This is a genomic window from Heyndrickxia coagulans 36D1, assembly GCF_000169195.2.
Taxonomy (GTDB): Bacteria; Bacillota; Bacilli; order Bacillales; family Bacillaceae_C; genus Weizmannia; species Weizmannia faecalis.
Genome location: NC_016023.1, coordinates 1487585 through 1512580 on the forward strand (window position 1 = coordinate 1487585; position 24996 = coordinate 1512580).

23 protein-coding genes and 1 pseudogene are annotated in these 24996 nt (G+C 44.4%); 16 read left to right on the forward strand and 8 right to left on the reverse strand.

The window, feature by feature from the left end; genetic code table 11:
* Positions 1-528 precede the first annotated feature (528 nt).
* Positions 529-1890 (forward strand): annotated as a pseudogene (locus tag BCOA_RS24250) (IS4 family transposase).
* An 850-nt stretch (positions 1891-2740) separates the two neighbouring features.
* Here BCOA_RS24250 and BCOA_RS24260 read toward each other — a convergent pair.
* On the reverse strand, positions 2741-3754 hold the full coding sequence (locus tag BCOA_RS24260; RefSeq protein WP_014096687.1) for a DUF1646 family protein: 1014 nt from the start codon (positions 3752-3754) through the stop codon (positions 2741-2743).
* Positions 3755-4107: 353 nt separating this feature from the next.
* Between BCOA_RS24260 and asnB the strand changes: the two genes are divergently transcribed.
* Positions 4108-5955, forward strand: a complete 1848-nt coding sequence (gene asnB / locus BCOA_RS24265; RefSeq protein WP_014096688.1) for an asparagine synthase (glutamine-hydrolyzing) — start codon at positions 4108-4110, stop codon at positions 5953-5955.
* A 148-nt stretch (positions 5956-6103) separates the two neighbouring features.
* Here asnB and BCOA_RS24270 read toward each other — a convergent pair whose 3' ends face one another.
* The gene (locus BCOA_RS24270; protein ID WP_014096689.1) at positions 6104-7045 is read right to left on the reverse strand and encodes a LysR family transcriptional regulator; all 942 of its coding nucleotides are present in this window, start codon (positions 7043-7045) and stop codon (positions 6104-6106) included.
* A gap of 102 nt (positions 7046-7147) precedes the next feature.
* On the opposite strand from BCOA_RS24270, the gene BCOA_RS24275 reads away from it, so the two are divergent.
* The 4 genes from BCOA_RS24275 (at position 7148) to ybaK (ending at position 9009) form a co-directional block, all read left to right on the forward strand.
* Positions 7148-7525 (forward strand): CidA/LrgA family protein, encoded by a 378-nt coding sequence (locus BCOA_RS24275; protein ID WP_014096690.1) that lies wholly within the window; start codon positions 7148-7150, stop codon positions 7523-7525.
* A complete protein-coding gene (locus BCOA_RS24280) occupies positions 7515-8198 on the forward strand; it encodes an LrgB family protein (protein WP_014096691.1) in 684 nt (227 codons plus the stop codon). Before BCOA_RS24275 ends, BCOA_RS24280 begins: the two co-directional genes overlap by 11 nt.
* 69 nt (positions 8199-8267) lie before the next feature.
* Positions 8268-8414 (forward strand): hypothetical protein, encoded by a 147-nt coding sequence (locus tag BCOA_RS35310; protein WP_013860809.1) that lies wholly within the window; start codon positions 8268-8270, stop codon positions 8412-8414.
* A 106-nt stretch (positions 8415-8520) separates the two neighbouring features.
* Positions 8521-9009 carry a Cys-tRNA(Pro) deacylase gene (gene ybaK / locus BCOA_RS24285; protein ID WP_026104576.1) on the forward strand — a complete coding sequence of 163 codons (489 nt, stop codon included), beginning with the start codon at positions 8521-8523 and terminating at the stop codon, positions 9007-9009.
* A gap of 13 nt (positions 9010-9022) precedes the next feature.
* On the opposite strand, the gene BCOA_RS24290 is transcribed toward ybaK, so the two are convergent.
* Positions 9023-9460, reverse strand: a complete 438-nt coding sequence (locus tag BCOA_RS24290) for a DUF2231 domain-containing protein (protein WP_013860807.1) — start codon at positions 9458-9460, stop codon at positions 9023-9025.
* A gap of 147 nt (positions 9461-9607) precedes the next feature.
* On the opposite strand from BCOA_RS24290, the gene BCOA_RS24295 reads away from it, so the two are divergent.
* From BCOA_RS24295 to BCOA_RS35315, 3 genes are read left to right on the forward strand one after another with little or no spacing between them, the layout of a single operon-like run.
* On the forward strand, positions 9608-10285 hold the full coding sequence (locus BCOA_RS24295) for a response regulator transcription factor (protein WP_013860806.1): 678 nt from the start codon (positions 9608-9610) through the stop codon (positions 10283-10285).
* Positions 10278-11537, forward strand: coding sequence for a sensor histidine kinase (locus BCOA_RS24300; RefSeq protein WP_258433484.1), 1260 nt, complete (start codon positions 10278-10280; stop codon positions 11535-11537). Before BCOA_RS24295 ends, BCOA_RS24300 begins: the two co-directional genes overlap by 8 nt.
* A complete protein-coding gene (locus tag BCOA_RS35315; protein ID WP_013860804.1) occupies positions 11530-11706 on the forward strand; it encodes an SE1832 family protein in 177 nt (58 codons plus the stop codon). Before BCOA_RS24300 ends, BCOA_RS35315 begins: the two co-directional genes overlap by 8 nt.
* Positions 11707-11871: 165 nt before the next feature.
* On the opposite strand, the gene BCOA_RS24305 is transcribed toward BCOA_RS35315, so the two are convergent.
* Positions 11872-12738 (reverse strand): alpha/beta hydrolase, encoded by an 867-nt coding sequence (locus tag BCOA_RS24305; RefSeq protein WP_014096694.1) that lies wholly within the window; start codon positions 12736-12738, stop codon positions 11872-11874.
* Between the two features lie 255 nt (positions 12739-12993).
* Between BCOA_RS24305 and BCOA_RS24310 the strand changes: the two genes are divergently transcribed.
* The 4 genes from BCOA_RS24310 (at position 12994) to BCOA_RS24325 (ending at position 18388) form a co-directional block, all read left to right on the forward strand.
* Positions 12994-13842 carry a MurR/RpiR family transcriptional regulator gene (locus BCOA_RS24310; protein WP_014096695.1) on the forward strand — a complete coding sequence of 283 codons (849 nt, stop codon included), beginning with the start codon at positions 12994-12996 and terminating at the stop codon, positions 13840-13842.
* Between the two features lie 126 nt (positions 13843-13968).
* Complete coding sequence (locus BCOA_RS24315) at positions 13969-15240, forward strand: alkaline phosphatase (protein ID WP_014096696.1); 1272 nt, start codon at positions 13969-13971, stop codon at positions 15238-15240.
* Positions 15241-15342: 102 nt separating this feature from the next.
* Positions 15343-17517 carry a DNA helicase RecQ gene (recQ, locus tag BCOA_RS24320; protein WP_014096697.1) on the forward strand — a complete coding sequence of 725 codons (2175 nt, stop codon included), beginning with the start codon at positions 15343-15345 and terminating at the stop codon, positions 17515-17517.
* Between the two features lie 4 nt (positions 17518-17521).
* Entirely contained in the window at positions 17522-18388 is an 867-nt protein-coding gene (locus BCOA_RS24325) for a Cof-type HAD-IIB family hydrolase (RefSeq protein WP_035183175.1), read from the forward strand.
* A 110-nt stretch (positions 18389-18498) separates the two neighbouring features.
* On the opposite strand, the gene bshB2 is transcribed toward BCOA_RS24325, so the two are convergent.
* From bshB2 to pdxK, 3 genes are all read right to left on the reverse strand, one after another.
* Positions 18499-19182: a bacillithiol biosynthesis deacetylase BshB2 gene (bshB2, locus tag BCOA_RS24330; protein WP_014096699.1), complete on the reverse strand. Its 684-nt coding sequence runs from the start codon at positions 19180-19182 to the stop codon at positions 18499-18501.
* 13 nt (positions 19183-19195) lie between these two features.
* Positions 19196-19543 carry a YojF family protein gene (locus BCOA_RS24335; RefSeq protein WP_013860797.1) on the reverse strand — a complete coding sequence of 116 codons (348 nt, stop codon included), beginning with the start codon at positions 19541-19543 and terminating at the stop codon, positions 19196-19198.
* Between the two features lie 119 nt (positions 19544-19662).
* Entirely contained in the window at positions 19663-20481 is an 819-nt protein-coding gene (gene pdxK / locus BCOA_RS24340; RefSeq protein ID WP_014096700.1) for a pyridoxine/pyridoxal/pyridoxamine kinase, read from the reverse strand.
* A gap of 365 nt (positions 20482-20846) precedes the next feature.
* On the opposite strand from pdxK, the gene BCOA_RS24345 reads away from it, so the two are divergent.
* The 3 genes from BCOA_RS24345 (at position 20847) to BCOA_RS24355 (ending at position 23717) form a co-directional block, all read left to right on the forward strand.
* A complete protein-coding gene (locus BCOA_RS24345; protein WP_014096701.1) occupies positions 20847-22040 on the forward strand; it encodes an MFS transporter in 1194 nt (397 codons plus the stop codon).
* Positions 22041-22386: 346 nt separating this feature from the next.
* On the forward strand, positions 22387-23067 hold the full coding sequence (locus BCOA_RS24350) for an ATP-binding cassette domain-containing protein (RefSeq protein ID WP_014096703.1): 681 nt from the start codon (positions 22387-22389) through the stop codon (positions 23065-23067).
* A gap of 5 nt (positions 23068-23072) precedes the next feature.
* On the forward strand, positions 23073-23717 hold the full coding sequence (locus BCOA_RS24355; RefSeq protein WP_014096704.1) for an ABC-2 transporter permease: 645 nt from the start codon (positions 23073-23075) through the stop codon (positions 23715-23717).
* A gap of 562 nt (positions 23718-24279) precedes the next feature.
* Here the strand turns inward: BCOA_RS24355 and BCOA_RS24360 are convergent.
* The gene (locus tag BCOA_RS24360) at positions 24280-24966 is read right to left on the reverse strand and encodes an ABC transporter ATP-binding protein (protein ID WP_080564914.1); all 687 of its coding nucleotides are present in this window, start codon (positions 24964-24966) and stop codon (positions 24280-24282) included.
* Between the last annotated feature and the right edge of the window lie 30 nt (positions 24967-24996).

Genomic DNA, 24996 nt, shown 5'->3' on the forward strand with positions numbered 1-24996 from the left:
TCAAGAAATCCACACTACAGATAACTCTTTACTTTGAGGAAAACTTTTAAAAAAAGCTATCTGCAAACAGCCCCTTCAAATATTAATCAAAACGCTTGGCAAATTCCCAAAATCCTGAAGAGTTCCAGAAGTTGATCAACAGGGGAATCTTGTTAGTGAAAAGGTATATAATGACCAGCATGCCGTACACCTTAGCGCGTCAGGTATTAATAAGGCAGCATTTAAATGGGCTTGTATTTTTTTCAGTTATATAGCATGTATTTCGGTAGCGCTTGCCGCTGGTGCAGCTTGCTGGTATTTAATCCAAACAGCAGTTGAAAATATGGAAGCAAAGTGCTTTTTTAAATAGTTTAGTTAAGTACTCAACTTTCGCACCTAGAAAATCATAATAAATTCAGTGCTGGCTAATGTCTATTACGTCTCAGATACAGCACTTGACAGTAAAATTAATATATGAAAAAACACCTCTACTTTTGGTATAGTTGATTTATCGAAAATCACTACCAAATAGAAGAGGTGTCTCCTACTATGATAGCGAAAAACAGCCTGAATAATCAACTACCAAATGAAATAAAATCAACATTTAAAGAGTTGAATGTGTTGAAACACTTGCGAATCGCCGGTATTACGAAGTCCTTTGGTTTTTCTTGTGCCTACATTTTTCAATTGATTTTTTGTATGATCTTTGAAAACAAAAACTGGTTCAGGATGTTGGAAAGTAAGAAAGCTACAGACATTCCAGCCAAAGATACCGTTTATCGGTTTCTCAACCAATCAACGTTCAACTGGCGTCGTTTCCTCCTTTCACTGGTTGCCTCAGTGATTGGAAAAGTTTCGAAATTGACACGTCATGACCGTCCGAAAGTATTGATTTTAGATGATTCATCTTATGACCGGAACCGAAGCAAACACGTTGAGCTCCTGGCTCGCTGCTTTGATCATGCATCTCAAAAAATGCGTTTTTACAAAGGATTCCGCATGTTGACATTAGGATGATCTGATGGCGCAACATTCCTACCCGTTGACTTCTCATTATTGAGTTCGAAAAAGAGCCAGATCAACGGCATATCCGAAAATATCGATAAACGCAGCTCCGGTTATAAGCGCCGAAAAGAAGCATTACAAACGGCACCAGAACAGATTCCCGGCATGATTGCCCGGGCGATGAATTCTGGTATCGATGCTTCCTATGTTCTAATGGATTCGTGGTTCACCCAACAACCTCTCATCAAGGAGATTACAGAACAAGGTCTTGACGTAATTGGTATGGTCAAAAAATTAAAACAACGCTATTTTGTCGATGGTAAGCGTGTTAGCCTAGATGAATTGTATCGTCTAGCTAAACCGACTAGTGGAAAGAAAGGAATCTTGCGTTCCATCCATACAACGCAGGCCAATGGCGTGCCAATTAAAGTTGTCTTTGTTCGCAACCGCAACAAGAAAAGCGACTGGTTGGCGATTTTGAGTACAGACTGTACACTGAGTGACCAGGAAATCATCCGTATTTACGGGATGCGTTGGGATATTGAGGTTTTCTTCAAAACAACAAAGTCCCTATTAAAACTACAAAAGGAATTCCAGAGTCGTTCATATGACGCGCTTATCAGCCACACGACCATTGTGTTTGCAAGGTATATTGTCTTGTCATGGCAAAACCGTTGCAGTGTAGATGACAGAACATTAAGTGGCATGTTTTATGAATTATGTGATGAAATAGATGACCTTGATTGGGCTGTTGCATTGCAGCAGTTAGTCGAGATTCTTGAAGATACTCTGGATAAAAGTAATAAGAAAATTCAACAACTGATCAAAAGTCAACTACAACAATGGATTGCGGGTCTGCCGAATTATATCAAGGTATACCTACCTGTTTCAGTCTGCGAAAGTTGAGTGATTGAAATCAAGTGTTTTTTGCGTTAAAGTAACCATATAAAGAATCCTTTCTGTTTGGTTTTTGTTTTGGTTACTTTAACTTTAACAGAAATGGATTCTTTTTTCATTTTTTTAATGAATTACAATAAAGCCGAAAAGACTTGGTAATCCATAAGTTATAATAAGTTTCTGAATTTCTGTGAATAATTCAGGTTAAAGTTTCCTTTTTTATGTTTATCCTTGGGCTTATTCTTTTTATAATTGCTATTACCCTATTTTTAACAGGCCAAGATATAAAATATTATACTCGTTTTCACCATTGGGGTTGGTTTGCTTGGGGTATTAGCTTCTTAGCAAGTATTGTTTCTTTTATTAGAAAAGAGCCTGGAAAGTTAAAAATGATTCCTTATATTGGCGCTCTTATTTTCGGAGTTATTATAGTAATATGTCTTCTGTACTGGAGCTTTCATTTTGTATAGAATTTGTGGAGGGAACCAGCATTGTCCTTCACAATGGCGATGAGGATACCGCCATGCAACCTGTCTTTCACAATAGGGGCGAAGGACACAGAGAAGAATCCCGCTGCGGAAAATATCTTTCACTACGGGAATGAAGGACACACGGAAAAGCTCCGCCAAGCCAAATGTCCTTATAACGGGGATGAAGGACAAAAGGAGAATCGCCGGCGCCCCAAATGTCCTTCATAACGGGGATGAAAGACAAAAAGAGAATCCCCGTCTCCCGAAATGTCTTTCACAACAGAGATAAAGAAAAAAGGGATAGCCCGCCGCGCAATTTGTCTTCCATAACAGAAAAAGAACAAAGCGGGAGCCATCCCTATACTTTTGTAAACCTGTCTTCAACCCTCTTATACAAACAAAATCACGACAAAATAAACGGCCATGGCGGCGAGACCGATTGGGAGGCCGAACCGGGCCCATTCCCGGCTTGTGATGCGGAGTTTTCCGGCGGAGATTATATTCGGGATATTGCCGGGTACAAGCATGCCTCCGCTGATCAGCAGTCCGAGCAAAATGGCCTGTACCGTTTTGTCCGCCATTTTCGGGCTGATTTCTGCTGCTGCCAGTGTCGCATTGTCCAGCACGGCTGAAATCATATTGATCCAGTACAAAATAAACGGGCTCAAATCGAGCAGGAAGCGGTTAATGAGCGGTTCAAACCCAGCGCCGAGCAAGGTCAGCCCCATCACAAACAAGTAAATTTTCACTGTCCGCCCCGCAATTTCCACATACGACTCTCGTTTATGCGCCGTTTTCAGCCCGATCGCCGACTGTTCGGGTTTGATCACAATGGCAGCCAGAATGCCGAAAATCACAACTGCCGAAATGACTTCCGGCCCGATCAGGCGAAGCAAATAGAAAAAGTCCTCCCCCAGCTTGCTGATCGCAAGGGTGGAGAGCGGTTCGCCGATCGGCGTCAGTGCGGCGCCGAGCCCGATGGAAAAGCAGGAGTAGACGACGAGCTGTGTTTCCGATTTCCGGTCAAGCCGCAGCACGCTGACAATCACGACTAAAATTAAAGCGGCAATAATGGCCGTGATGACACTCGAAAGCAACCCGAGAATGATTACCGTCAAGGCAGCCAGAAGCGGAAACGGTATCCCCCGGTTAATGGCGGAAATTACTTTTTCAAGCGGCCGCTCCAGCCAGCGGAACAACAGGCCGGCTACAAATACGGCAATGGTGATGTTAACCGGGTCTTCCAAAGCCTTTCTCAACAGAGGCTTGTCTAGGACACCGCCGGCAATGGCCGCAGCCCATCCCATGATAAACAAAAATATTTCCAAATTGCGCTCGACAAACGGCACAAAAAAAGGCAATAACAAGACGAGCGCCAGGATGATGATCAAAGCAGAAATCATCGGCCCAACCCTTTCTGTAAAAAAACTTATATAAAATGAACTTAAGTTTTTACATCAAGCCCAAGCATCCATTTGCATGAGAACTACTTTTTTGCGGCAGGCAATAGAGCGGCAATATTTTGTCCATTTTATATAGTTTTATTTTACCATAAAAGACATTTTCACTTCGTTTCACACCATGGTCTCCTGTTTTTTCCACCCCGCTACGCCTTCGCGTAAAATTTTACACATACGGGCCATGCACATTTCCGGGCATACGCCTATATACTAATACAGCCGGTAAGAAAAATGGCACGGCAAAGCGGCTTTTATGGGCTGCAGGAAGTAGAGAAATTCAGGAGGGGTGAGCCGGAATGTGCGGAATAACCGGATGGGTCGATTTTCAAAAAGACTTGCGGAGTGAACTGGAAACAGTCAAAAAAATGACAGAGACGTTGACCAAACGGGGACCGGATGATACGAATTACTGGCTTTCGCCACATGCGGCATTCGGCCATAAACGGCTCGTCGTTGTTGACCCTTTATGCGGTGTGCAGCCGATGACGCGGCAAAAGGACGGAAAGATGTATACAATTTGCTATAACGGCGAATTGTACAATACGGAAGATTTGCGCGCGGAGCTTTTGAAAAAAGGCTATACTTATCAGGGCCACTCGGATACGGAAGTGCTTTTAACCGCTTATATCGAGTGGAAAGAGGCATGTGTGGACCGCCTGAACGGCATTTTTGCGTTTGTGGTCTGGGACGGGAACAAGGAACAGGTATTTGCGGCACGCGACCGCCTCGGGGTAAAACCGTTTTTTTACAAAGCACACGGAAGCGGGCTTTTGTTCGGCTCGGAAGTAAAAGCGATGCTCGCCCACCCGGATGTGAAAGCGGAAGTGGATGAGGCAGGGCTTGCCGAAATATGGGGGCTCGGGCCGTCGAGAACACCGGGGACGGGAATATTTCGCGGCATGGCGGAACTGCGCCCGGCACATGCGCTGAAGATGGATCGTAACGGATTAAAAGTGTGGCGGTACTGGAACGTGAAAAGCGCGCCGCATACGGAGGCAGCAGAGGAAACGGCGGAAACGATCCGTTTGCTCATTCAGGATGCGATTGTCCGTCAGCTTGTCTCGGATGTCCCGGTTTGCACGTTTTTATCCGGCGGCGTCGATTCAAGCGCCATTACCGCCATTGCTGCAGGCCATTTTCAAAGGGAAGGAAAAGGGCGGCTGCATACTTTTTCCATTGATTACGAAGGGAACGACCGCTATTTCAAAGCGAATGATTTTCAGCCGGATGCTGACGGGGTATTTATCCGCAAGATGTCAGAAGCATTTGATACAGTCCACCATCATTGCGTGATCACGCAGGAAGAACTGGCCGAATCTTTAAAAGCGGCTGTTCTCGCCCGGGATGTGCCGGGAATGGCGGATGTTGACTCATCGCTGCTCTGGTTTTGCCGCGAGATCAAAAAGGATTTTACCGTCAGCCTTTCGGGTGAGTGCGCGGATGAAATTTTCGGCGGGTATCCGTGGTTCCGGCGCGAAGATGATTTGAACCGAGAAGGCTTCCCATGGATGCGGTCCCTCGATGAACGGATCGGCCTGTTAAAAGAAGGCTGGCAGGAAAAATTGCAGTTAAAAGATTACGTGATGTCGAAATATGAAGCGTCTGTTGCGGAAACGCCGCTTTTAGATGGCGAAACCGATTTGGAAAAAAAGCGTCGCCAGCTGTTTTACATCAATATGCTTTGGTTTATGACAACGCTCCTTGACCGGAAAGACCGGATGAGCATGGGGGCGAGCCTCGAGGTGCGCGTACCGTTTGCCGATCACCGGATTGTGGAGTACGTCTGGAATATACCGTGGGAGATGAAGATGTACGGCGGCAGGGAAAAGGGCATTTTGCGGAAAGCGCTGGAAGGCATTTTGCCGGAAGAGATTTTATACCGGAAAAAAAGCCCGTATCCGAAGACGCACCATCCGGCTTACACGGCAGCAGTGAAGCGGTGGCTCGGTGAAGTTTTGGAACAGAAAGATTCCATTTTGTATGAATTTTTGCATCGCGATCAATTAATGGAGTTGATGGAGACAGACGGGAAAGCATTCCGGACACCGTGGTTCGGACAGCTGATGACGGGCCCGCAGCTGCTTGCCTACCTCGCCCAGATCCATTACTGGTTTGAAACATACAGGATTGACATTAAAGCTTAGCCGGCTGCCTCAAGCCGGTTTTTTTGGATTTCAGACGCATTCGCATTGTCTCAAACATCACTACGGCTATTATGGAGACACCTTTTACCTGCATTTCAGAAGCATTTCGCAGTGCCTCAAAACTCGCCCCTTTTTTGAACCCGCGCCCCTATTTTTCACTTTCTTTTTTCATGGCTTCTTCCGGTTGCGGCACGGCAGGCGGGATCCCGCGGCCGAATAAATGCTTTGTAAACCGGATCCACTCTTTTACCGCAAAAGAAAGGTATTGGTGTTTCGGCCAGATGATTGCCAGATTCCACGGGAGGACAGGTTCTTCCAGATGAATGATTTTGACGCGTTCCGGGTTAAACGCATGGCATATTGTACTTGGCAGCAGGGCAACGCCGAGATTGGACGCTACCAATTCACAGATGAGGTCCCACTGGGTGCTTTCGTATATAATGTTCGGCATAAACCCAAGCTTCAAACATTCCTTTATAATCTGGTCGTGAAGGGCAAAATCTCTATGGAAAAAAATGAATTCCTCCTCTTTCAGCTGTTTCAGCCGGACGCTTGAGCAGCCTGCAAACCGGTGGGACGGGTGCACAAGCAGCACAAGCCGGTCATGGACAAACGAAAAATGCCCGAACACCTCATCATCAACCGGCATCACGACGGCGCCGAGATCCAATGTCCCATTTTCCACATCACGGACCACTTTTCTTGTAACATCTTCCACGAGCTGGATTTTAATATCCGGGTAGGCATGATGAAATTCATCAATGACCCGGGGAAAATAGCGCGACCCGATCATTGGCGGCAGCCCGATCCGGATTTTTCCTTTTTTCAGGCCGGCCACATCATTGATCGCATCTGTCAGCTGCCGAAAAGCTTTCAGCGTTTTTTGCGCCTGCTGAAAAACGGCCTGTCCGGCATCGGTGAGGACGATTTTTTTCCCGGCGCGGTTAAACAAGGGGACGCCGAGTTCTTCTTCAAAGCTTTTTATCATTTTGCTGATTGTCGGCTGCGATACATAACATTCCCGGGCGGCTTTCGTGAAGCTGCCGTGAGTGGCAACGGAAACAAAGTACTGGAGATGCTGGATATCCAACTGGAACCCTCCTTGTATAGATAAAAGGCATTTTTACCATTCTATATATTCATTTTACCTATTATCGCCGGCGCGGTAAACTAGTTTTAGAAGGTGAAAATATTGAAAAAAGTCCTGATCGGAATGTTACAGATTGTCGGTTTGTATCTGTTCGCTGAAGTCATGGGCGCAGCTGCAAAACTGTTGCACATCCCGCTGCCGGGCAGCATGCTGGCAATGATTGCCCTCTTTCTCCTGCTGCAATTCGGCATCGTCAAAATGGGCTGGATTGAAATCGGGGCCAATTTCCTGATGGCGGAGCTGCTGTTGTTTTTTATTCCGTCAGCAGTCGGCATGGTAAAGTATAGAAACCTGCTTGTCCATAACGGACCGGAAATCCTGGTTGTGATCCTGATCAGCCTGATTGCCGCGATGGCTTGTTCGGGATGGCTTGCGGACAAAATTGCAAATCGAAGGAGCGTGAAGATGCGTGATCGTTAAAATTGTGTGCCTGCTGTTAACGGTTGGAAGTTACTGGATTTTCAAAAAACTGTACGGGAAATATAAAAAAATCTTTGTTTCCCCGCTCTTGGTCACGCCGGTATTATTAGGCGCCTTTTTACTCGGGGAAGATATACCGTACCGGGACTACCAGAAAGGCACCTCTGTTTTAACGGATTTGCTGCAGCCGGCCATTGTTGCTTTTGCTGTGCCGCTTTACCGCCATTTTAAAATCGTCCGCCAATATGCGGTTGAAATTTTAATCGGCATCGGGGCGGGATGGCTGATGGCAGTATTCCTTTCCTCGGCCATCGCCACGCTTTTCCATTTCAGCAAAAGCCTGGAGCACAGTATCATCCCGTTTACGATCACAACCCCGATTGCAATGGGCGTCTCTGAAAAAATCGGCGGCGTGCCGTCTATAACGGCTGTCTTTGTGATCTTGAACGCGATTATCGGTTCTGTGATGGCGCCGTGGCTGATCAAGCATCTGCGCATTAAAAACGAAATTGCCCACGGCATCTTGCTTGGAACGCATGCGAACGGGATCGGCACTTCTAAAGCGTTCGAACTCAGCGCCCGGTCAGGCGCCATTTCCAGCGTCAGCATGATTATCGTTGCGGCCATTTCCATTTTTGTTACGCCGTGGATGGTATCCCATATCATTCATTAATCTAAAACGCCGCATATTCTTCCTTTTTCAATGCAAAATATAGCTGTAAAAAAGGAAAGGAGCGTGCAAATGGGCAGGCAAAAATACGGAAACCAGAATGCTGAGCGGAATAAAAATGCCAAGCTTGGAAATGAGGTTGCAGAAGAACTCGTGGAATTCTCCACGGGGAGAAAAGATGAAATCGACCAGAAAAAGAAAAAAGGTGTGCGTAAATAAAGGAAGCTGGCCTCGCCCCGTGCAGGCCGGCTTTTTTGTTTTGATGGAAAATCCGCCCCGAAACCGGTACAATGATAGTAACAGGCCTCTGGAGGAAGTGGTGAATTTGGCAAAAATAGCAAAAACAAATGCGATGCGGCTGCTTGATGCGCAGAAAATCCCGTACGGCATGCTGTCGTATGAGGTAAAGGACGGGAAAATCGACGGCATCTCCGTTGCGGCAAAAATCGGCAAACCGCCGGAAGCCGTTTATAAAACCTTGGTCACGCAGGGGCACAGCGGTGAACTTTATGTGTTTGTCATCCCGGTTGCGGCAGAACTCGACCTGAAAAAAGCCGCAAAAGCAGCGGGCGAGAAAAAGATCGAAATGATCCATGTGAAAGATATCCAAAAATATACCGGCTATATCCGCGGTGGCTGTTCCCCGATCGGCATGAAAAAGCACTATGTGACATTTGTCGATGAGAGCGCAGCAACGCTTGATGAAATCGTTGTAAGCGCAGGAAAAATTGGGACACAGATCACTCTTTCCCCGCAAGGATTGCTGGAAGCTGCCCATGCAAGATATGCCGCTTTAACGCAGGAAACGCGATAAAGCGGCATATCCTTTATTTTGCCGGTGCAGATGTTTCGCCCGGCATGTTATAGACCATTTTCCCGCCGTAATGGCCGGTCAAAGCCAGCGTGGTTGTGCCAGCAATGCACAGGACAAGCACAAGCGGCATGATCCATTTATACGGTTTGAAACGGGCGAGCAGTTTGAAAAACAGGACGGCGCCGAAAATCGCCATGGTAATCAGGGCGTAATGTTCATGTGTTTCGACCATCGAATGTACCGCCTGCCCCCATTTTTCCCTTGCATCCGGAATCGCGGAGTCGCCTGTCATATAACTGGCGATTCCCATCACAAAACCGCTGCCGAATAAATACAGCGCCATCTTATTGAAAAATTCTTTTTTCCACAGTGCAACAAACTGAAAGATAACCCCGAATATCAGCAGGGCAATCGGAAAATGCACCAGTAACGGGTGTATCGGTGTTCCCATTTTGATAATCCCCTTCTTCTTTAATTTACAGGCCCAGTATACAAGCCGTATCTGAAATGAAACTGAAAAAACAAAATTAACTTAGAAGCTTTTCTACCCGCATGGTATGATAAAAATAAGAAATCTTTTCGGAGGAGGGGATGAAATATGAAAATTTTACTGGCGGAAGACGATAGGCGTTTCGGCAAATTGCTCCATCATATGCTGGAAAAAGAAAAACATCAGGTCGCATGGGAACAGGACGGTGAACGCGCTTATGACGAAGCGGTGTTCGGGTCTTATGACATGCTGGTGCTGGACTGGATGATGCCCGGCCTGGAAGGGATTGAGATCTGCCGGAAACTGAGGAGACAGGGTTTCCAGGGGGGCATTATCATGGTGACGGCACGGGATGCAGTTGATGATGTGGTTGCCGGGCTTCGGGCAGGCGCAGATGATTATATTGTCAAACCATTTGCCTTTGATGAACTGGTGGCGAGGATTGATGCGCTCGGCCGCAGGAAGTTGAAAACATATCAGGAAACCATCACATGCGCTTATCTGGCATTGCATCTTGAATCCAAGCAGGCGGAAGCAAATGGCAAAATGATCCCGTTAACAAGACAGGAATACCAGCTTTGTGAATATTTCATGCGCAATAAAAACCTTGTTTTGCCGCGCGAAAAAATCATCGAGCATATTTGGGGGCTGGACGAAGATATTTCCGATAACGCGCTCGATGCCCTGGTAAAACGCGTACGTAAGAAAATTGACAGAGAAGGGGAAAGGTCCTTGATTGAAACTGTGCGGGGGCTCGGATACAGAATGAATGATGGCCATGTTTAAACCGATCCGGAAAAACTTAACCATTGTTTACATATTGACCTTTTTTCTGTTTCTTATCTTTATTCTTGCCGTCATGTATGTAACCGTCCAAAAAGTGGCGGAAAGGGAACAAGCAAGAGAAATCCGCCAGTATATGAAACAGGAGGCGGCCATCAGCAAAAGCGGGATCGCACGTTTAAAAGGAAAACCTGCCGAAAAGGTGAAGGAAGCGGACCATCCGTATTTCTACTATATTTTTAAGCCGGACGGCACCCTGCTCAAGGGAGAGGAACTGATTCCCGGCTTCCACACAAAGATGAAAAAATTTGTTACGGAGAAAAGCTCCCCATCTGGCATGTATGAAACGGAATATAAAGAACGGCATGCAATGTACCATGCCGGGATGAGAACCGTCCCGGGCATAGGCCGTGTGTACACGGTGATTGGAATTGAAACAACAGGCGCGCATCTTGTTTTGAAAAAACTGCTTTTGCTGTTTCTATTCCTGGCTGCTGTATTTACGGGGGTGCTTGCGCTGCTCAGTTATTTTCTGGCCGGAAAAGCAATTGTGCCCATCCAGCAGGCTTTTGACAAGCAGCGGAAATTTGTGTCGGATGCATCGCATGAACTGCGGACGCCGGTCAGCGTTTTTTACAGTTCGGCTGAGCTGCTGGAACGGGAAGAGGGGGAGAATTTGAGCGCGTTCGGCAGGGGAATTGTCGCCGATTTAAAAACGGAAGCCAAATTAATGGCAGCCATGCTCGATGATTTGCTTTTCCTCGCAAGGAGCGACCAGAACGTGCAGCCGTACCGTTTCGAAGAAGTAGGGCTTTATGATTTATGCACTTCCATCGCCCGCCGGTTCCAGTCTGGGCTGCCGGAAGAGATTCTGCTTGTGAACAACCTGCAGGACTGCCCGGTTGTCTGGGGGGATCCGACAAGGCTGCAGGAACTGGTTTATATTTTTCTTGAAAATGCGCGCCAATACACGGAAAAAGGGTTCATCAAACTGTCGTTGTACAAAAGAGGCAGCTTTGCCGCGATTGAAATCGCGGACAGCGGAATCGGCATTGACGCCCATGACCTTCCCCGTATTTTTGAACGGTTTTACAGAGGAGATAAAGCAAGGGTGCGTGACGGAACCGGTCTCGGCTTGTCGATTGCGGAGACCATAGCGAAAAAACATGGCGGCAGGATTGAGGTGGAAAGCAAGCCGGGAGAAGGCACCATTTTTACCATTTTCATTCCTTTAAAGGAGGTGCATCATGGATAAACTGGAAGTGGAATACCAAATTGCCGATTTGAAAGCGGATTATGTCCGCCTGCAGCAGGATTTGGAAAAACTTGAGTATGTAAAAGGGAATCTCCACCCGCTCGAAAAACAGCTCGCGGAGATTGAACAGGCATTAAAGAAACTGTACCAGCAACTGGACCGCTTTTAATCCTTTGCTTGCAAAGAAGGGGCGGTTGCTGCTTTTTCACCGGATCACCCCAACTTTAATAAGACTGCAAGAGCCGGTTCCGGCAGAAAAGGAAAAACGGTTTCCCCGGGTTTAAGCAAAAAAAAGCGGCAAATGCTGCTTTTATGCAGGTATCGCCGCTTTTTTCTATTTTTTTGCATCCCAAAGAAAGTCCGTGACAATCCGGTCCACGCGCTTATTCTCATGAAGGCTGCTGTGTTGCGCATTTTTTCCGTAAACAATTTTGGACGTATACTGCTTTTTCGGCACGATGAACCTACCGCCAAGCGCGCTGTCCAGGGAAACAAGGGAATCCCCCAATGCCGGTTTTTCCACAACGCCTGCAATGGCAAGCACCTGAATATGCGGGCTGAAGCGGTTTTTGTTGGCATATAAAGCTTTGAACGCTACGGAACCCGGAAGCAGGTCGCGCGCCGCATCGCCGGTATTATTCGGATTTTGCTTAAAAACACGGATAAGCACGCCTTCATAAGGGCTTCCAATCGTGACAAGCTTTTGAATGACCGGATATTGCCGCCTGCCGGAAGTATCTTCAATATATTTTGTGCAAATCAAACCGCCCATCGAATGTCCGACGAGATTTGCTTCTTTCACATTGTATTTCGTATAAAGAATGTGCATGGTTTTTTCAAGCCAGCTGGCCGTTTGCCGGAAACTTGCACGGTTATCGGAAAAAATGACCTGGATCATCGGATGCCGGGCCCGGTTGGAAATTTCCCCATTGACCACAATCATCCCGTCTTTTGTGACGCGAATCACCATTGCTTTTTCAGCAACTCCGCTTTTTTCCAGCCGACCGAGCATCCCATTAAACGATCGGGCCGTTCCTTTATAGCCGTGTACGAACACAGTCGGAACGGGTTTTTGTGCCGGCGGGGCCGCAGCGGCATTGCTTTTGTCCGTACGATAGGAAAACCATACAGTTGAAAGGCTGAGCATAAGAAACAAACAAATCATGGCCAGAATCGCATTCCGACGCTGGATATATGGCATGCTAACACCCCTTGATGGAAGTCATGGTGTAACTTTCCTGCGAAATGATGTTTATTTTATCATACAAAGTAGCGAAAGGGAATAGGGAGAAAGCGGTTGTAACAGAATTTTTCCGATGCCATTGACGGAGAAAAAGTTTCATTCTATGATGTTGGAAAGCGCTGTTTTCTTTACTGGTGAATAGGCAGGCGTAAAGGCGGGAAAACGCCTGTTGCCTCGCGTATACCAATGATGGTTATAAATGGAGGAAAAGTTGTGGATTCAATACTTGAACGAATTCAAAAGGAAATGCATCACTTTACGGGCACAGAGAAGAAAATTGGCACATATATTTTGGAACATCCCGAAATGGTTCCGACAATGACCACAAAGGATTTATCGGAAAAAACCGGTGTAAGCGAGTCGAGCGTTGTCCGGTTTTGCAAAACGATCGGCATTGCGAGCTTTAAGACGTTTAAGCTGGAGCTTGTGAAAAATTTAACTTTAACCGAAAGTCATATGACAGACTTTTCAATTTTGCAACAAAAAGATTCTCCTTATGATTTATTCCAAAAAGTTACGTATGGGAATAAGAAGGCGATAGAATCGTGTGTTTCTTCCCTTGACAGGAGAGAACTGGAAAAAGCCGCCAACGTGCTTGAAAATGCTAGAAAAGTGGTGTTTTTTGGTGTCGGCGGGTCGGTAACTGCCGCTGTCGATGCATGCTATAAATTTACAAGGCTGGGGTGCCAGTCCATTTTTTCCCAAGATTATCATTATCTAATCTCCCTAATCCCTTACATGAATAAGATGGATGTGTTTGTGGCGCTCAGCGTTTCCGGGCGGACGAAGGATGTGCTCGAACTCGCTGATTTTGCGAAAAGGAAAGGGGCAAAAGTGATTGCCATCACGAATATGGAGAAATCCCCGCTGTACAAAGAAGCGGATATCAGGCTTTGCACGCCGATAACCGAGGAAGATTTCCGGATCGGAACGACGTCTTCGAGAATGGCGCAGCTGAATATCATTGACGCGCTCTATTTAAGTGTTTTTCAGCGCAAGGGGGAAGACATTTTGAAGTATTACAATGAAACGAGAAACGAATACCTCAGGCTGCGAAGATAACGGGAATTTTGTAAAAGCCCCTACACAAGATTTATATCTTTCTTTTACAAATCCAACATACTTCCTTCAAAATCCTTTTTTACAATAAGAGGCGTAAGCACAAAACGAAAAAGGGGAGGAAGAACATTGGGTAAAAAGAACCGTATGATGAAAGCGGCAATTGCCTTGTCTGCAGTGGCGGTATTGGGGATATCCGGGATTGCAAATGCAAAAGCTTACAAGCCTTCGCAACACACCGGTCACGCAACTTCCGCGAAGACGAAGAACGTGATTCTGTTTGTCGGGGATGGTATGGGGGCTGCGCAGCGGGATGCGATCCGCCTTGCTTCAACCGGCCTGAGCGGGGACCTTGAAATGAACAAAATGCCGTATACGGGGGTTGTACATACAAGCTCCACCTCCGTGGTGACCGATTCGGCTGCAGCTGCGACCGCTATGGCATCAGGCGTCAAAACGTATAACGGGGCAATCGGTGTTGATGCCAATAAAGTAAGCAAAAAGACCGTTCTTGAAGAAGCAAAGCAAGCCGGCAAAGCAACAGGATTGGTCACAACAAGTCAAATCACAGATGCAACGCCTGCCGCTTTCGGTGCCCATGTCAAAAACCGTTCCGAACAGAGCAAAATTGCAAAGCAATACTTGGAAAACAGCAAAGTGGACGTGCTGCTCGGCGGCGGGGAAGATTACTGGTACCCGAAAGGCTCACAGGGCGCTTATGAAGACCATCCGGCAAAAGATCCTTCCGAAGCAAGCAAAGGCACGGAAGGAAATCTTGTCAGCAAAGCGAAACGGCTCGGTTACCAGTATGTGACAAATGCTTCCGGGTTGAAAAAGGCAGGCGGGAATAAGCTTTTAGGCCTTTTTGCCAATGAAGAAATGTTTGAACAGCGAGAGGAGGGCCATGGCGACCAGTATGACCCGGTTGTTTCGCTTCCGCAAATGACGGAAAAAGCAATCAGCACGCTGTCAAAAAATAAAAAAGGCTTTTTCCTGATGGTTGAAGAAGAAGCGATCGATGAAATGGCCCATGAAAATAATGCCTCCCAGCTGATCAAGGCGGGCCGGCAACTGGATAATGCCGTTAAAGCGGCAAAAGATTATGCGAAAAAGCACCCGGATACACTTGTGCTTGTCCTGGCCGACCATGACTGCGGCGGCATGACGGTTGAAAACGTCGAGCACAGCGATGAATCCGGGGACGGCATTTCAAAAGAAGACGGACCGTTCCAGGTGGCGGGTTCCAGCGAGCAATTTGTCGTGGACTGGACAACTTCTGGCCATACGGCAGCCGACATTCCGCTTACGGCGACAGGAAGCGGCGCATCGTTGTTTGAAGGTACTTATGAAAACACATATATTCATGATGCGTTGCTGAGAGCGATGGGGTTGAAAAAATAATATATAGCGGGCCGGACAACTGCCGGAGTGGTTTTCTTCGTATACCGCCCCGGCAAAATCTGTTATAATAGAGGCAAATTTTGCGGAAAGGATGGGAGCCTTGTGGCAGCAATGGATAAAGCCAGACAGGTTTTAAAACAATATTATGGCTATGACCATTTTCGCCGCGGGCAGGAAGCCATTATCAGCCAGATCATGGATGGCAAGGATACATTGGGCATGATGCCGACCGGCGGGGGAAAGTCGGTTTGCTACCAGGTGCCGGCCATGCTTTTACCAGGGGTCACGCTTGTCATTTCGCCGCTGATTTCCTTGATGAAAGACCAGGTGGATACACTGGAAAACATCGGGATACCGGCAACATATGTGAACAGCTCCCTGAATCCGGCAGAAATCGATGAGCGGCTTGCGGCTGCATCAACAGGCGCATACAAATTAATCTATCTCGCACCGGAACGGCTCGAATTTTCTCCTTTTTTACATCTTCTCGAAAACATCAATGTCTCCCTTATTGCTGTTGATGAAGCGCATTGTATCTCACAATGGGGTCACGACTTCCGCCCAAGCTACCGTTTAATCGAAAAATTGATTTCCCAATTCAAGCCAAAGCCGGTGACGCTTGCTTTAACCGCTACCGCAACGCCGCAGGTAAAGGAAGACATTTGCCGGCTGCTTATGATTCCGGAAGAAAACACGGTGGCGACAGGTTTTGCCCGTGAGAACCTGCATTTTCAGGTGGTGAAAGGCCAGAACCGCGATGCCTTTGTACTGGACTACATCCTGAAAAATGCAAACCAGTCCGGGATACTTTACACGGCAACGAGAAAAGAGACCGAACGCATTTACAATTTTCTTGTTAAAAATGGCATTCGTGCGGGAAAATATCATGCAGGGATGAAAGAAGCGGAGCGCGACAGCTTTCAGGACCGGTTTTTATACGATGATATTTCCGTCATGGTCGCCACTTCCGCGTTCGGAATGGGGATTGATAAAAGCAATGTGCGGTTTGTCATCCATTATAATTTGCCGAAAAATATGGAGGCGTATTACCAGGAAGCAGGACGGGCCGGGCGCGACGGGGAGGAAAGCGACTGTATTTTGCTGTTTGCCCCCCAAGATATCCATACGCAAACTTTTTTAATCGAGCAGTCAGCAAATGAAGACAGAAAACCGGGCGAGTATGCCAAGTTACGAAAAATGCTGGACTACTGCCATACGGAAGGCTGTTTTCAGCAGTTCATTTTGCATTATTTCGGCGAGAAAGAGACACAGCCATGTGGTAAATGCGGCAACTGCCTGGATACCCGCGCAAAAACAGACGTGACAAAAGAAGCGCAAATGGTTTTTTCCTGTGTCAAAAGGATGCAGGAACGGTTCGGCAAAACGATGATTGCAAAAGTACTGGCCGGATCAAACGACCAGAAAATCAGGCAATTCGGTTTTGACAAGCTGTCCACTTTTGGCATTATGAAAGACAAAACGCAAAAAGAAGTGGCAGAACTGATTGATTTTCTGACAGCTGACGGTTTTTTGCGTGCCAAAGACGGTACATACCCGGTGCTTATGCTGACCAAAAAGGCAGTGGAAGTCCTGCTTTCAAAAAAACAGGTTTTCCGGAAAGAAAGTGTCAGGGCGCAGCAAATTGCATCCGATAACCTTTTATTCGAAAAACTGCGGACACTTCGCAAAGAGATTGCTGACCGTGAAAAAATACCGCCTTATATTGTCTTTTCCGACCAGTCGCTAAGGGAAATGAGTGCCAGAATGCCTATAACCAGGGAAGCGTTCCTGCAGGTGAAAGGGGTTGGGGAAAGAAAGGTGGAACAGTACGCCGAGCTGTTTATGCGCGTGATCCGGACTTACATGGAAGAAGAAGGGATACAAGCACAAGCGCAGCCGAAAGCATTGCCGCATACAAAAAAGGTGCATGAAGACGGGAAAGAAAAAAGCCATCATGTGACATACCGCCTGTTGCAAGAAGGAAAAACGATCCGTGAAATCGCGGAAATCCGCGGCATGTCGGAAAGAACGATTGAAACGCATGTGATCAAATGTTCAGACGAGGGATTTCCGGTAGAATGGAGCCGCTTTATTCCCGAAAGGTACCGGGAGCGAATCGCGGATGCCATAAACCGGGCAGGTTCCGGGCGGCTAACGCCGATAAAGGAATTGTTGCCGGATGAGGTCAGTTATTTTATGATCCGGGCCTTCTTACAGGAAAGGAAGCATCATGCGGAACAAGAAAAACCAGCATCATATATATCTGGAGGGGATTGACATCATGATTGAATGTATCGCATCCGATATGGATGGCACTTTGCTCAACTCAAGGCAGGAAGTCAGCCCGGCAAATGCCGAAGCGATTAAACTGGCGCAGAAAAAAGGGATTCACTTTGTCGTGACAACAGGCCGGTCTTATGAAGAAGCGCGGCTTGTGCTCGATCCTGTCGGCATTGACTGTACGGTAATCGGGCTGAACGGGGCCGAAGTGCGGGATGAAAAGGGAAAATTACTCAAAACAAGCGGGCTGGATCCCCTGACAGCTTCCCAGGTGGCCGATGTTTTCGACCAACTCGGCATTTATTATGAATTTTTTACCAATAAAGGTACCTATACGGAAGATTACGAGGAAAACATGGATATGCTGGTCAATTTGTTCCATACCGCAAACCCCGAAGTGCCGGTGGAAGAAGTGCGGAACTATATTGAGCAGCGCGGCATCCGGAGATACGTCCATAATATTCGAGATACAAAGGATATTTTTCACGATCCGTCCATTTTGTTTTACAAAATATTGGCCTTCAATGAAGATGAACAAAGGCTCCGACAAATCGGCAAGCACCTTGAAAAAGATTTTCCCGATATTAAAGTGACTTCATCAGGATTCCGTAATATTGAAATCAACCATGTGTCGGCGCAAAAAGGGATTGCGCTCAAGGAATACACGGAAAAACACGGGCTCTCAATGGAGAAAACGATGGCTATCGGGGACAACTTAAATGATATTTCCATGCTCGAAAGGGTGGGCTATCCGTTTGCGATGGGAAATGCCGAAAATGAAGTATTGGAAATTTGCCGCTACCGGACGAAAAGAAATGATGAAGACGGCGTGGCAAAAGCGATTTACAGAATGCTTGAAATGGGTTAGAACCCATTGCCCCCGCCCCGGTTTATATTTGATAAACCGAGGGCAGGGGGTCTGGCAGGCAGAGTTCCTTGCACGACTCAACGATTGGCGCCTTTATGGGTTAATTACCCTTATCGGACCCGGTCGTTTTCCCAGTCATACGTCCAGAAGTATTCATAATGGAGCCATTCCAGAGTTTCTGGGTCTTTTTGCTTCAGTTTTTCTTCCCGCTCTGCCATCATCCAGCCGGTCTGGGATAGGTGGGCTTTCATTGCGCCGATTTTTTGCTCAGCTGCGCCGCTTACATCATTGCGGACATCCGGCTTTCCGATCTCCGCTTCATGGTTTTTGGAAAAAGCAACGCAGTGGAGTTTCGGGCGTTTGTTTTCAGGAATTCGGCGGAGCGCGCGGACAACGGCTCTTCCGGTTGCTTCGTGGTCAGGATGGACAGAGTAGCCTGGGTAAAAGGTAATGACAAGTGACGGATTCAGCTCATGGACGAGGTCAAGTACCATTTTGACCATCTTCTCATCGTCTTCAAATTCTACAGTTTTATCGCGCAACCCCATCATGCGTAAATCCTGAATCCCCATAATCTCGGCCGCCTTTTGCAGTTCTTTTTTCCGGATATGCGGCAGCGATTCTCTTGTGGCAAAAGGGGGATAGCCGAGATTTCGCGCCATTTCCCCAAGCGTCAGGCAGGCATAAGTGACCGGCGTGCCGTTTTTCACATGGGTTGCGATCGTGCCGGATACACCGAAAGCCTCGTCATCGGGATGCGGGAAAATCACCAGAACATGGCGCTCTTTTTCCATTTTTCTCATCTCCTCACTCAAATGGTGTCATGCTCAATTCGAGGGCAACAGCCAACTTCCCGTCATAACCATGGCCGGCAAAAAGCAAGCGGTCGAATTCATCTTTTTCAAAGTGGGTCAGGCCTTCTGCATAAATCCAGCCAATTTTCATTTTCAAGCCGATCCGGTAAGGGCCGTCCCCAACAATTTTTCCGTGTTCATAGGATACTTGCGCATTGCGGATATAGGCGCCTGCAGAGAAAAATGACTCATTGACATGGGAGGCATAGGCGCCATTGGTTGTTTCCAAATGGATATACACCGGTTTTCCGGCAAGTTCGTCCAGCCATTTTTGGGCTGTTTGTTTTTGTATCGGTTCCATTTTCTTCCTCCTTTTGGCCGTCCGCTCCTGTTTCTTTCCATTATACCAACCGGCAGCACTTTAAGAAAAAATTAAAAACCGGGTCCCCGGCGGAATGTTCCGGCAGGGCCCGGTTTGACTTAAGAGTTGGTATGCGAGAAACGGGTATATGCGCCGTGCATCACAGGGCCGACATATTCGTTCAGCTTAAAGCCGTGTTCAATCGCCATATGGACAAATTCTTTTGCCACTTTCACTGCACCAGACACGGTGTTGCCCTTTGCCAGTTCGGCCGTGATGGCAGCGGCAAATGTGCAGCCTGCACCGTGGTTATACGTTGTTTTGATTTTCTTCGATTCGAGAATTTCAAAATCTTCCCCATCATAGAACAAGTCGATGGCCTGATCCGTATCCAACCCTCTGCCGCCTTTTATGACAACATTTTTCGCGCCCAGTTCATGAATTTTGACCGCTGCTTCTTTCATGTCCTCAACGGTTTTAATCGGGCCGGTTTGGGCCAGCTGCCAGGCTTCAAACAAGTTCGGCGTTGTAATCGTTGCCCGCGGAAGCAAAAGCTCGCGCATTGCATCCGTATTTTCCGGCTGCAATACCTCATCTTCGCCTTTACATACCATAACCGGGTCAATGACCACTTTGTCGAGATGGTATTCATCTATTTTACGGGCGGCCAGTTCAATAATGTCCACTGAACCGAGCATACCGGTTTTCATCGCGTCAATTCCGACAGAAAGGATGGTCTCAAGCTGCGGTTCGACAATATTGACATCAATCGGGAAAACATTATGATGCCAACCGTTTTTTGGATCCATCGCAACGATGGAAGTAATCGCGGACATGCCGTAAACCCCGAGTTCCTGGAATGTTTTCAAGTCCGCCTGAAGGCCTGCGCCGCCGCTCGAATCAGAACCAGCCAGCGTAAAAGTTTTCTTTAAACCCATCACGCACCCATCTCCTTTAAAAATAAGCTTTACACTATTTTAGAATATAATACTGCCATGAAAAATACAAATCCCGGGGACGTGCATCAAGCGGCCGAATGCTTGATGAACAGGGGATGATCTGCCAGTCACACAGCAGGGCCGCGAACCGAACTTTAGAATGACCGGCTTTCAAAAGAAGGTATTGTAATATTTAAAATAGAAAGTAAATATTGACTTATTTAATCATCTGTACTATATTTTAACTTGAGAAAAATAAGAATTTCATGATAAAGAACCATGTCTTGTGAAAACAATATTTTATTTGATTAATTTCAAAATTGTTCGTGCCTTCTATTTATTCTTTAAAAATTAGAGGTTTCGTAATGTACAAATTTAAAACGTTAACCATTTTCTTGTTTACTTTTTACTTTAGTATGGGGGTATCCAAGTATATCCAGATACTTTGGTTTGAAAAGAACGATAGCGTATTTAATTTTTCTTTATCTTATTCCGCCATGGCGGTAGCAGGTTCATTTAGTTTTCTATTAGGAAAGAAAGTAAATCAGTTAAGTATTAAAAAAGGGATATTTATTTTTATTCCGCTTTATATGGCAGGCATGTTGCTCAGGATCTTTCCCCAGCCGTTTTTTATTCCGATAATTTCCGGCGCCGTATCAGGGATTGGGGCAGCAACGGTCTTATTAATTACCCGAACCTGGATCGCTGCACTGATAGCTGATCATCCGGAAATAAGTTCAAAATTAATATCATCAAAGGCCATTATTTCTCAAATTGCTATGATCTCCACTACATTTCTCAGTGGGCAGGCCTTATATTTTTTAGGAGAGAGCAGTGCATCTTATATTAGTTTGTTGATCATGGCTCCGATTCTTTTATTTGGTGTTTTTTTCATCCGTGATTATCCGGATGATCACATTATTAAAAAGACAAGAAATAAAACAGTGTTGCCATCAAACAAAAAGATAGCAATTCTTGTATATACTTTAGGAATCCTTATCGGAATGAATCTTGGCTTAGTGCAACCTTATTTGCCCATAATATTAAAGGAAGTAGGCCAATTTAATATATCATTTGTCAGTACGCTGATGACAATTGTTTCTGTTGTTCAAATGCTTAGCAGTTTGTTCTTTCGCAATAAGAAAATGAATCAGCGGCCAAATATTTTCTTTTTAATAATAGAATTGGTAATCTTTATTATCTTTACTTTTACTGGCGTAATGGATTTGCGTCATATGATCATCATTCCCGTTTTTTTATTTGCGATCCTCATAACAGGATTTCAAATAGTGAGGGAAATAATGGAGTATACCATGTTTCCTGCGGAAGAATTAACCCTTTATTTGGGAATCGTTCAATCTTCTGTATTGGTAGGTGACTCGGTTGGAGGTCCAGTGGGGGGATATTTATATAATTTAAGCATATCTATGCTGTTCATTGTTTTTGCAATTTTAAATTTGATCATCGGCATTGGCTATACAATCATATATTCTATTCATTCGAAATATAATAAGCGGATTGCATTGTCACAGGAGATCGATCATACTTTAACAAAATAATTCACCAAGTACGTTAACAAGAAAAAAAGAATCCATCTATGGATATATTTTAGGATTAGTTGTGTCTAAATTTAATAAGCTTACTTGTTGGGTTAATGTACTTTGGCATCGCTTTTTCAGCCGTTAAGCTTATAACACTTACATTGCTTGTTTCGAATAGACTGTAGAAAAAGGAGTCCAACTTCAATATGGCAATCATCTTAAGGGTTATCGTTTTTTTAGTTTTCATTGCAACTATATGCTCATTTATTTTTACAGGGAATAGTAATACTTCACATATTCTTTCCTATGTATTAATTGCAATATCACTAACTTATTTTATTAAATATGGAAAGCGTGAAAAAAAATGAATATGACAAATCCAATCAAGTTAGAATCTGTATCTAAAAAAATCGGTAAATTTCATGTAAATAATATTAGTTTTTCAGCATTTCCTAAAAATATAGTGGGAATTATTGGTGAAAATGGAGCTGGAAAAACAACACTTTTAAAGATTATTTCTCAAACAGTTTCTTTGGATTCAGGAAATCTTTCGGTTCCTCCCAAGAATGAAATTGGTTTTCAATTTGACACTAATCATTTTCCCGAGGAATTATCTGCGGAAAATATTAACTTATTTATGCCATATATATTTAAATCATGGAATTCAAAAAAATTTAAGGATTATCTAGATAAATTTGAAATACCCGAAACTCAAAGCATTAAATATTTTTCGAAGGGAATGAAAACCAAAATGGGTATTGCTGTTACTCTATCCCACCACCCAAAATTATTATTACTTGATGAAGTTACTGGTGGATTAGACCCTTTAATGAGGGATACTGTGTTAACCATTATAAAGGAATATGTAAAGACCACCTCATCTATTGCAATTATGAGCACACACCTACTTGACGATATTATTAAAATTGCAGATAAGGTTATATTTTTACATAAAGGTTCGATGCTACTAAAAAAAGATGTTTCCGATATAAGTAATACAAATGAGTTGGAAGCGGAATTGAAGAATATAATAGCAAGGAGGTGATCAATATGATAGGGGGATATTTAAAAGATATATTATTATTGGGAAAACACTGGTTTAAATTAAAGTTCGTAATATTATTTGTAGCGGCCTTAATTTTGGCAATAATATTTCTACGCCAAGACAGTGCTGTAATTTCAATATTTATAACTATGCTTTTTCTAAATAGTATTCAGTCACTATTTAATGATGATAATAAATCCGGCTTTTTAGACTTTCTAAATACAACAGGTTTATCTTTCAATAGGATAGTATTTGCACGTTATTTAACGGGTATTTCGTTATGCCTTATCTCAAGCATTTTTTCTTTTTTAGTTAATTTAATTATATATGTCTTTTATAAAAATTTGCCTTTAAAATCTTACTTATTTATAGGGCTTTTAACCCTGTGTATTTCTTTAATGTATATGCTTATTTTAATTCCATTTATATACTTGTTCAATCAAAACGGATTAACTATTGCTGTCGTATTGATAATTTTGATTGCTTTTATACTCTCCAAAGTTAATCATTCAGCCTTAAAGATTTCAAATTTTTTTCATCAATCTTCTAACCTAAAATTAGGTTTTTATTGTGTGCTTTGTGTTTTATTAACTGCCTGTATTTCTTATATAGTCTCCGTCATTATATGCAAAAAGCGCTTTTATAACTGAAAAAATGATAGAAATGAGGATTCCATAAACATTATTATTTGTTAGAGCAAATTAAAAATTACCCTTGATCGAGGCGCTGGAAAATGAATGATCCCGTATTTTTGGCTTTTCTTCCAGGTTTTCAAATTCAATAAAAATAAAAAGGGCATTTTTCTTCAAAAAGGGCATACGTATCCTGCCTTCACAAAATGGGTATTTTTTTCAATGCCCTTTGTGAAAAGGAAACAATCGTGGCGGCGTTTTTAGTTTATGGGAGGAAACTGCTCCTGCTTCACGTCGCGTTTCACAACGATGAATTTGCGCAATTCCGGACCAGCTTCTTCTAAAAGTGCATTTCCCTCGTTGTTTTACCTATGTTTAATCTGGCAACTGGCCCAGGAAATTACTGGTATGAATGCTTATTTTCGTAATTTCTGTTGTAACTTTTTGTCTATAAAATAGGCTGCGATAAAAATCGCCGGTATGAACAATAACTTTGGAATAGAAATATTTGAAATCCCCGTTTTTTTAATATAGACAAAAACAAAAATGGCGATTAGTACCAGTGTGAACATGGCGGATTTCATTCTCCCACACCCCCATTCGTGTTATTTAAACTTTTTAACTGCCAATTTTCACTATTTAATTCATGTGTGAAAGACAGGCTTGCTTCCTTTTCATGTGACACAATGACAAACGTTTTTTGCTTACTTTGTGTGATGATGTCAGATAAAACTTTTCTACTGGAAGTGTCCAAGGAATTAAACGGCTCATCCAATAAGACCAATTCTGAAGGGATCGATAAGTTAATGGATAAAAAGATTTTTTGCCGGGTCCCTAATGACAAGTTTTTCACTTGCTCATTCTTATAGGCATCAACATCAAACTTTTTACAGTATTCATATACTTGTTTGCTGAATACGGGGCCGTAATGAAATAACAAATTGTAAAATTGAATATTTTGTTCCATTGTTAATTCTTCATAAAATACAGGGGAGTCTCCAACAAATACTCTACGCTTTCGAATGTCTGCAAAACTTAGCTTTTCACCAAAAAACCACAACTCATAAGACAGATGAGGATCGTCTATAATATTTGCAATGATTTTCAGCAAAGTAGTCTTTCCTGAACCGTTTTTTCCATATAATCTTACAATACTGTTTTGATCTATCTCGATATTTACGTTATTAAATAACATGGGTTGATTTCCATAACCATAAGTTAAATGCTTTATTGACATCCTTTCCATATCTATTTCACTTCCGTTCATACATATGATATGCCCGCTTCAATCCATGCA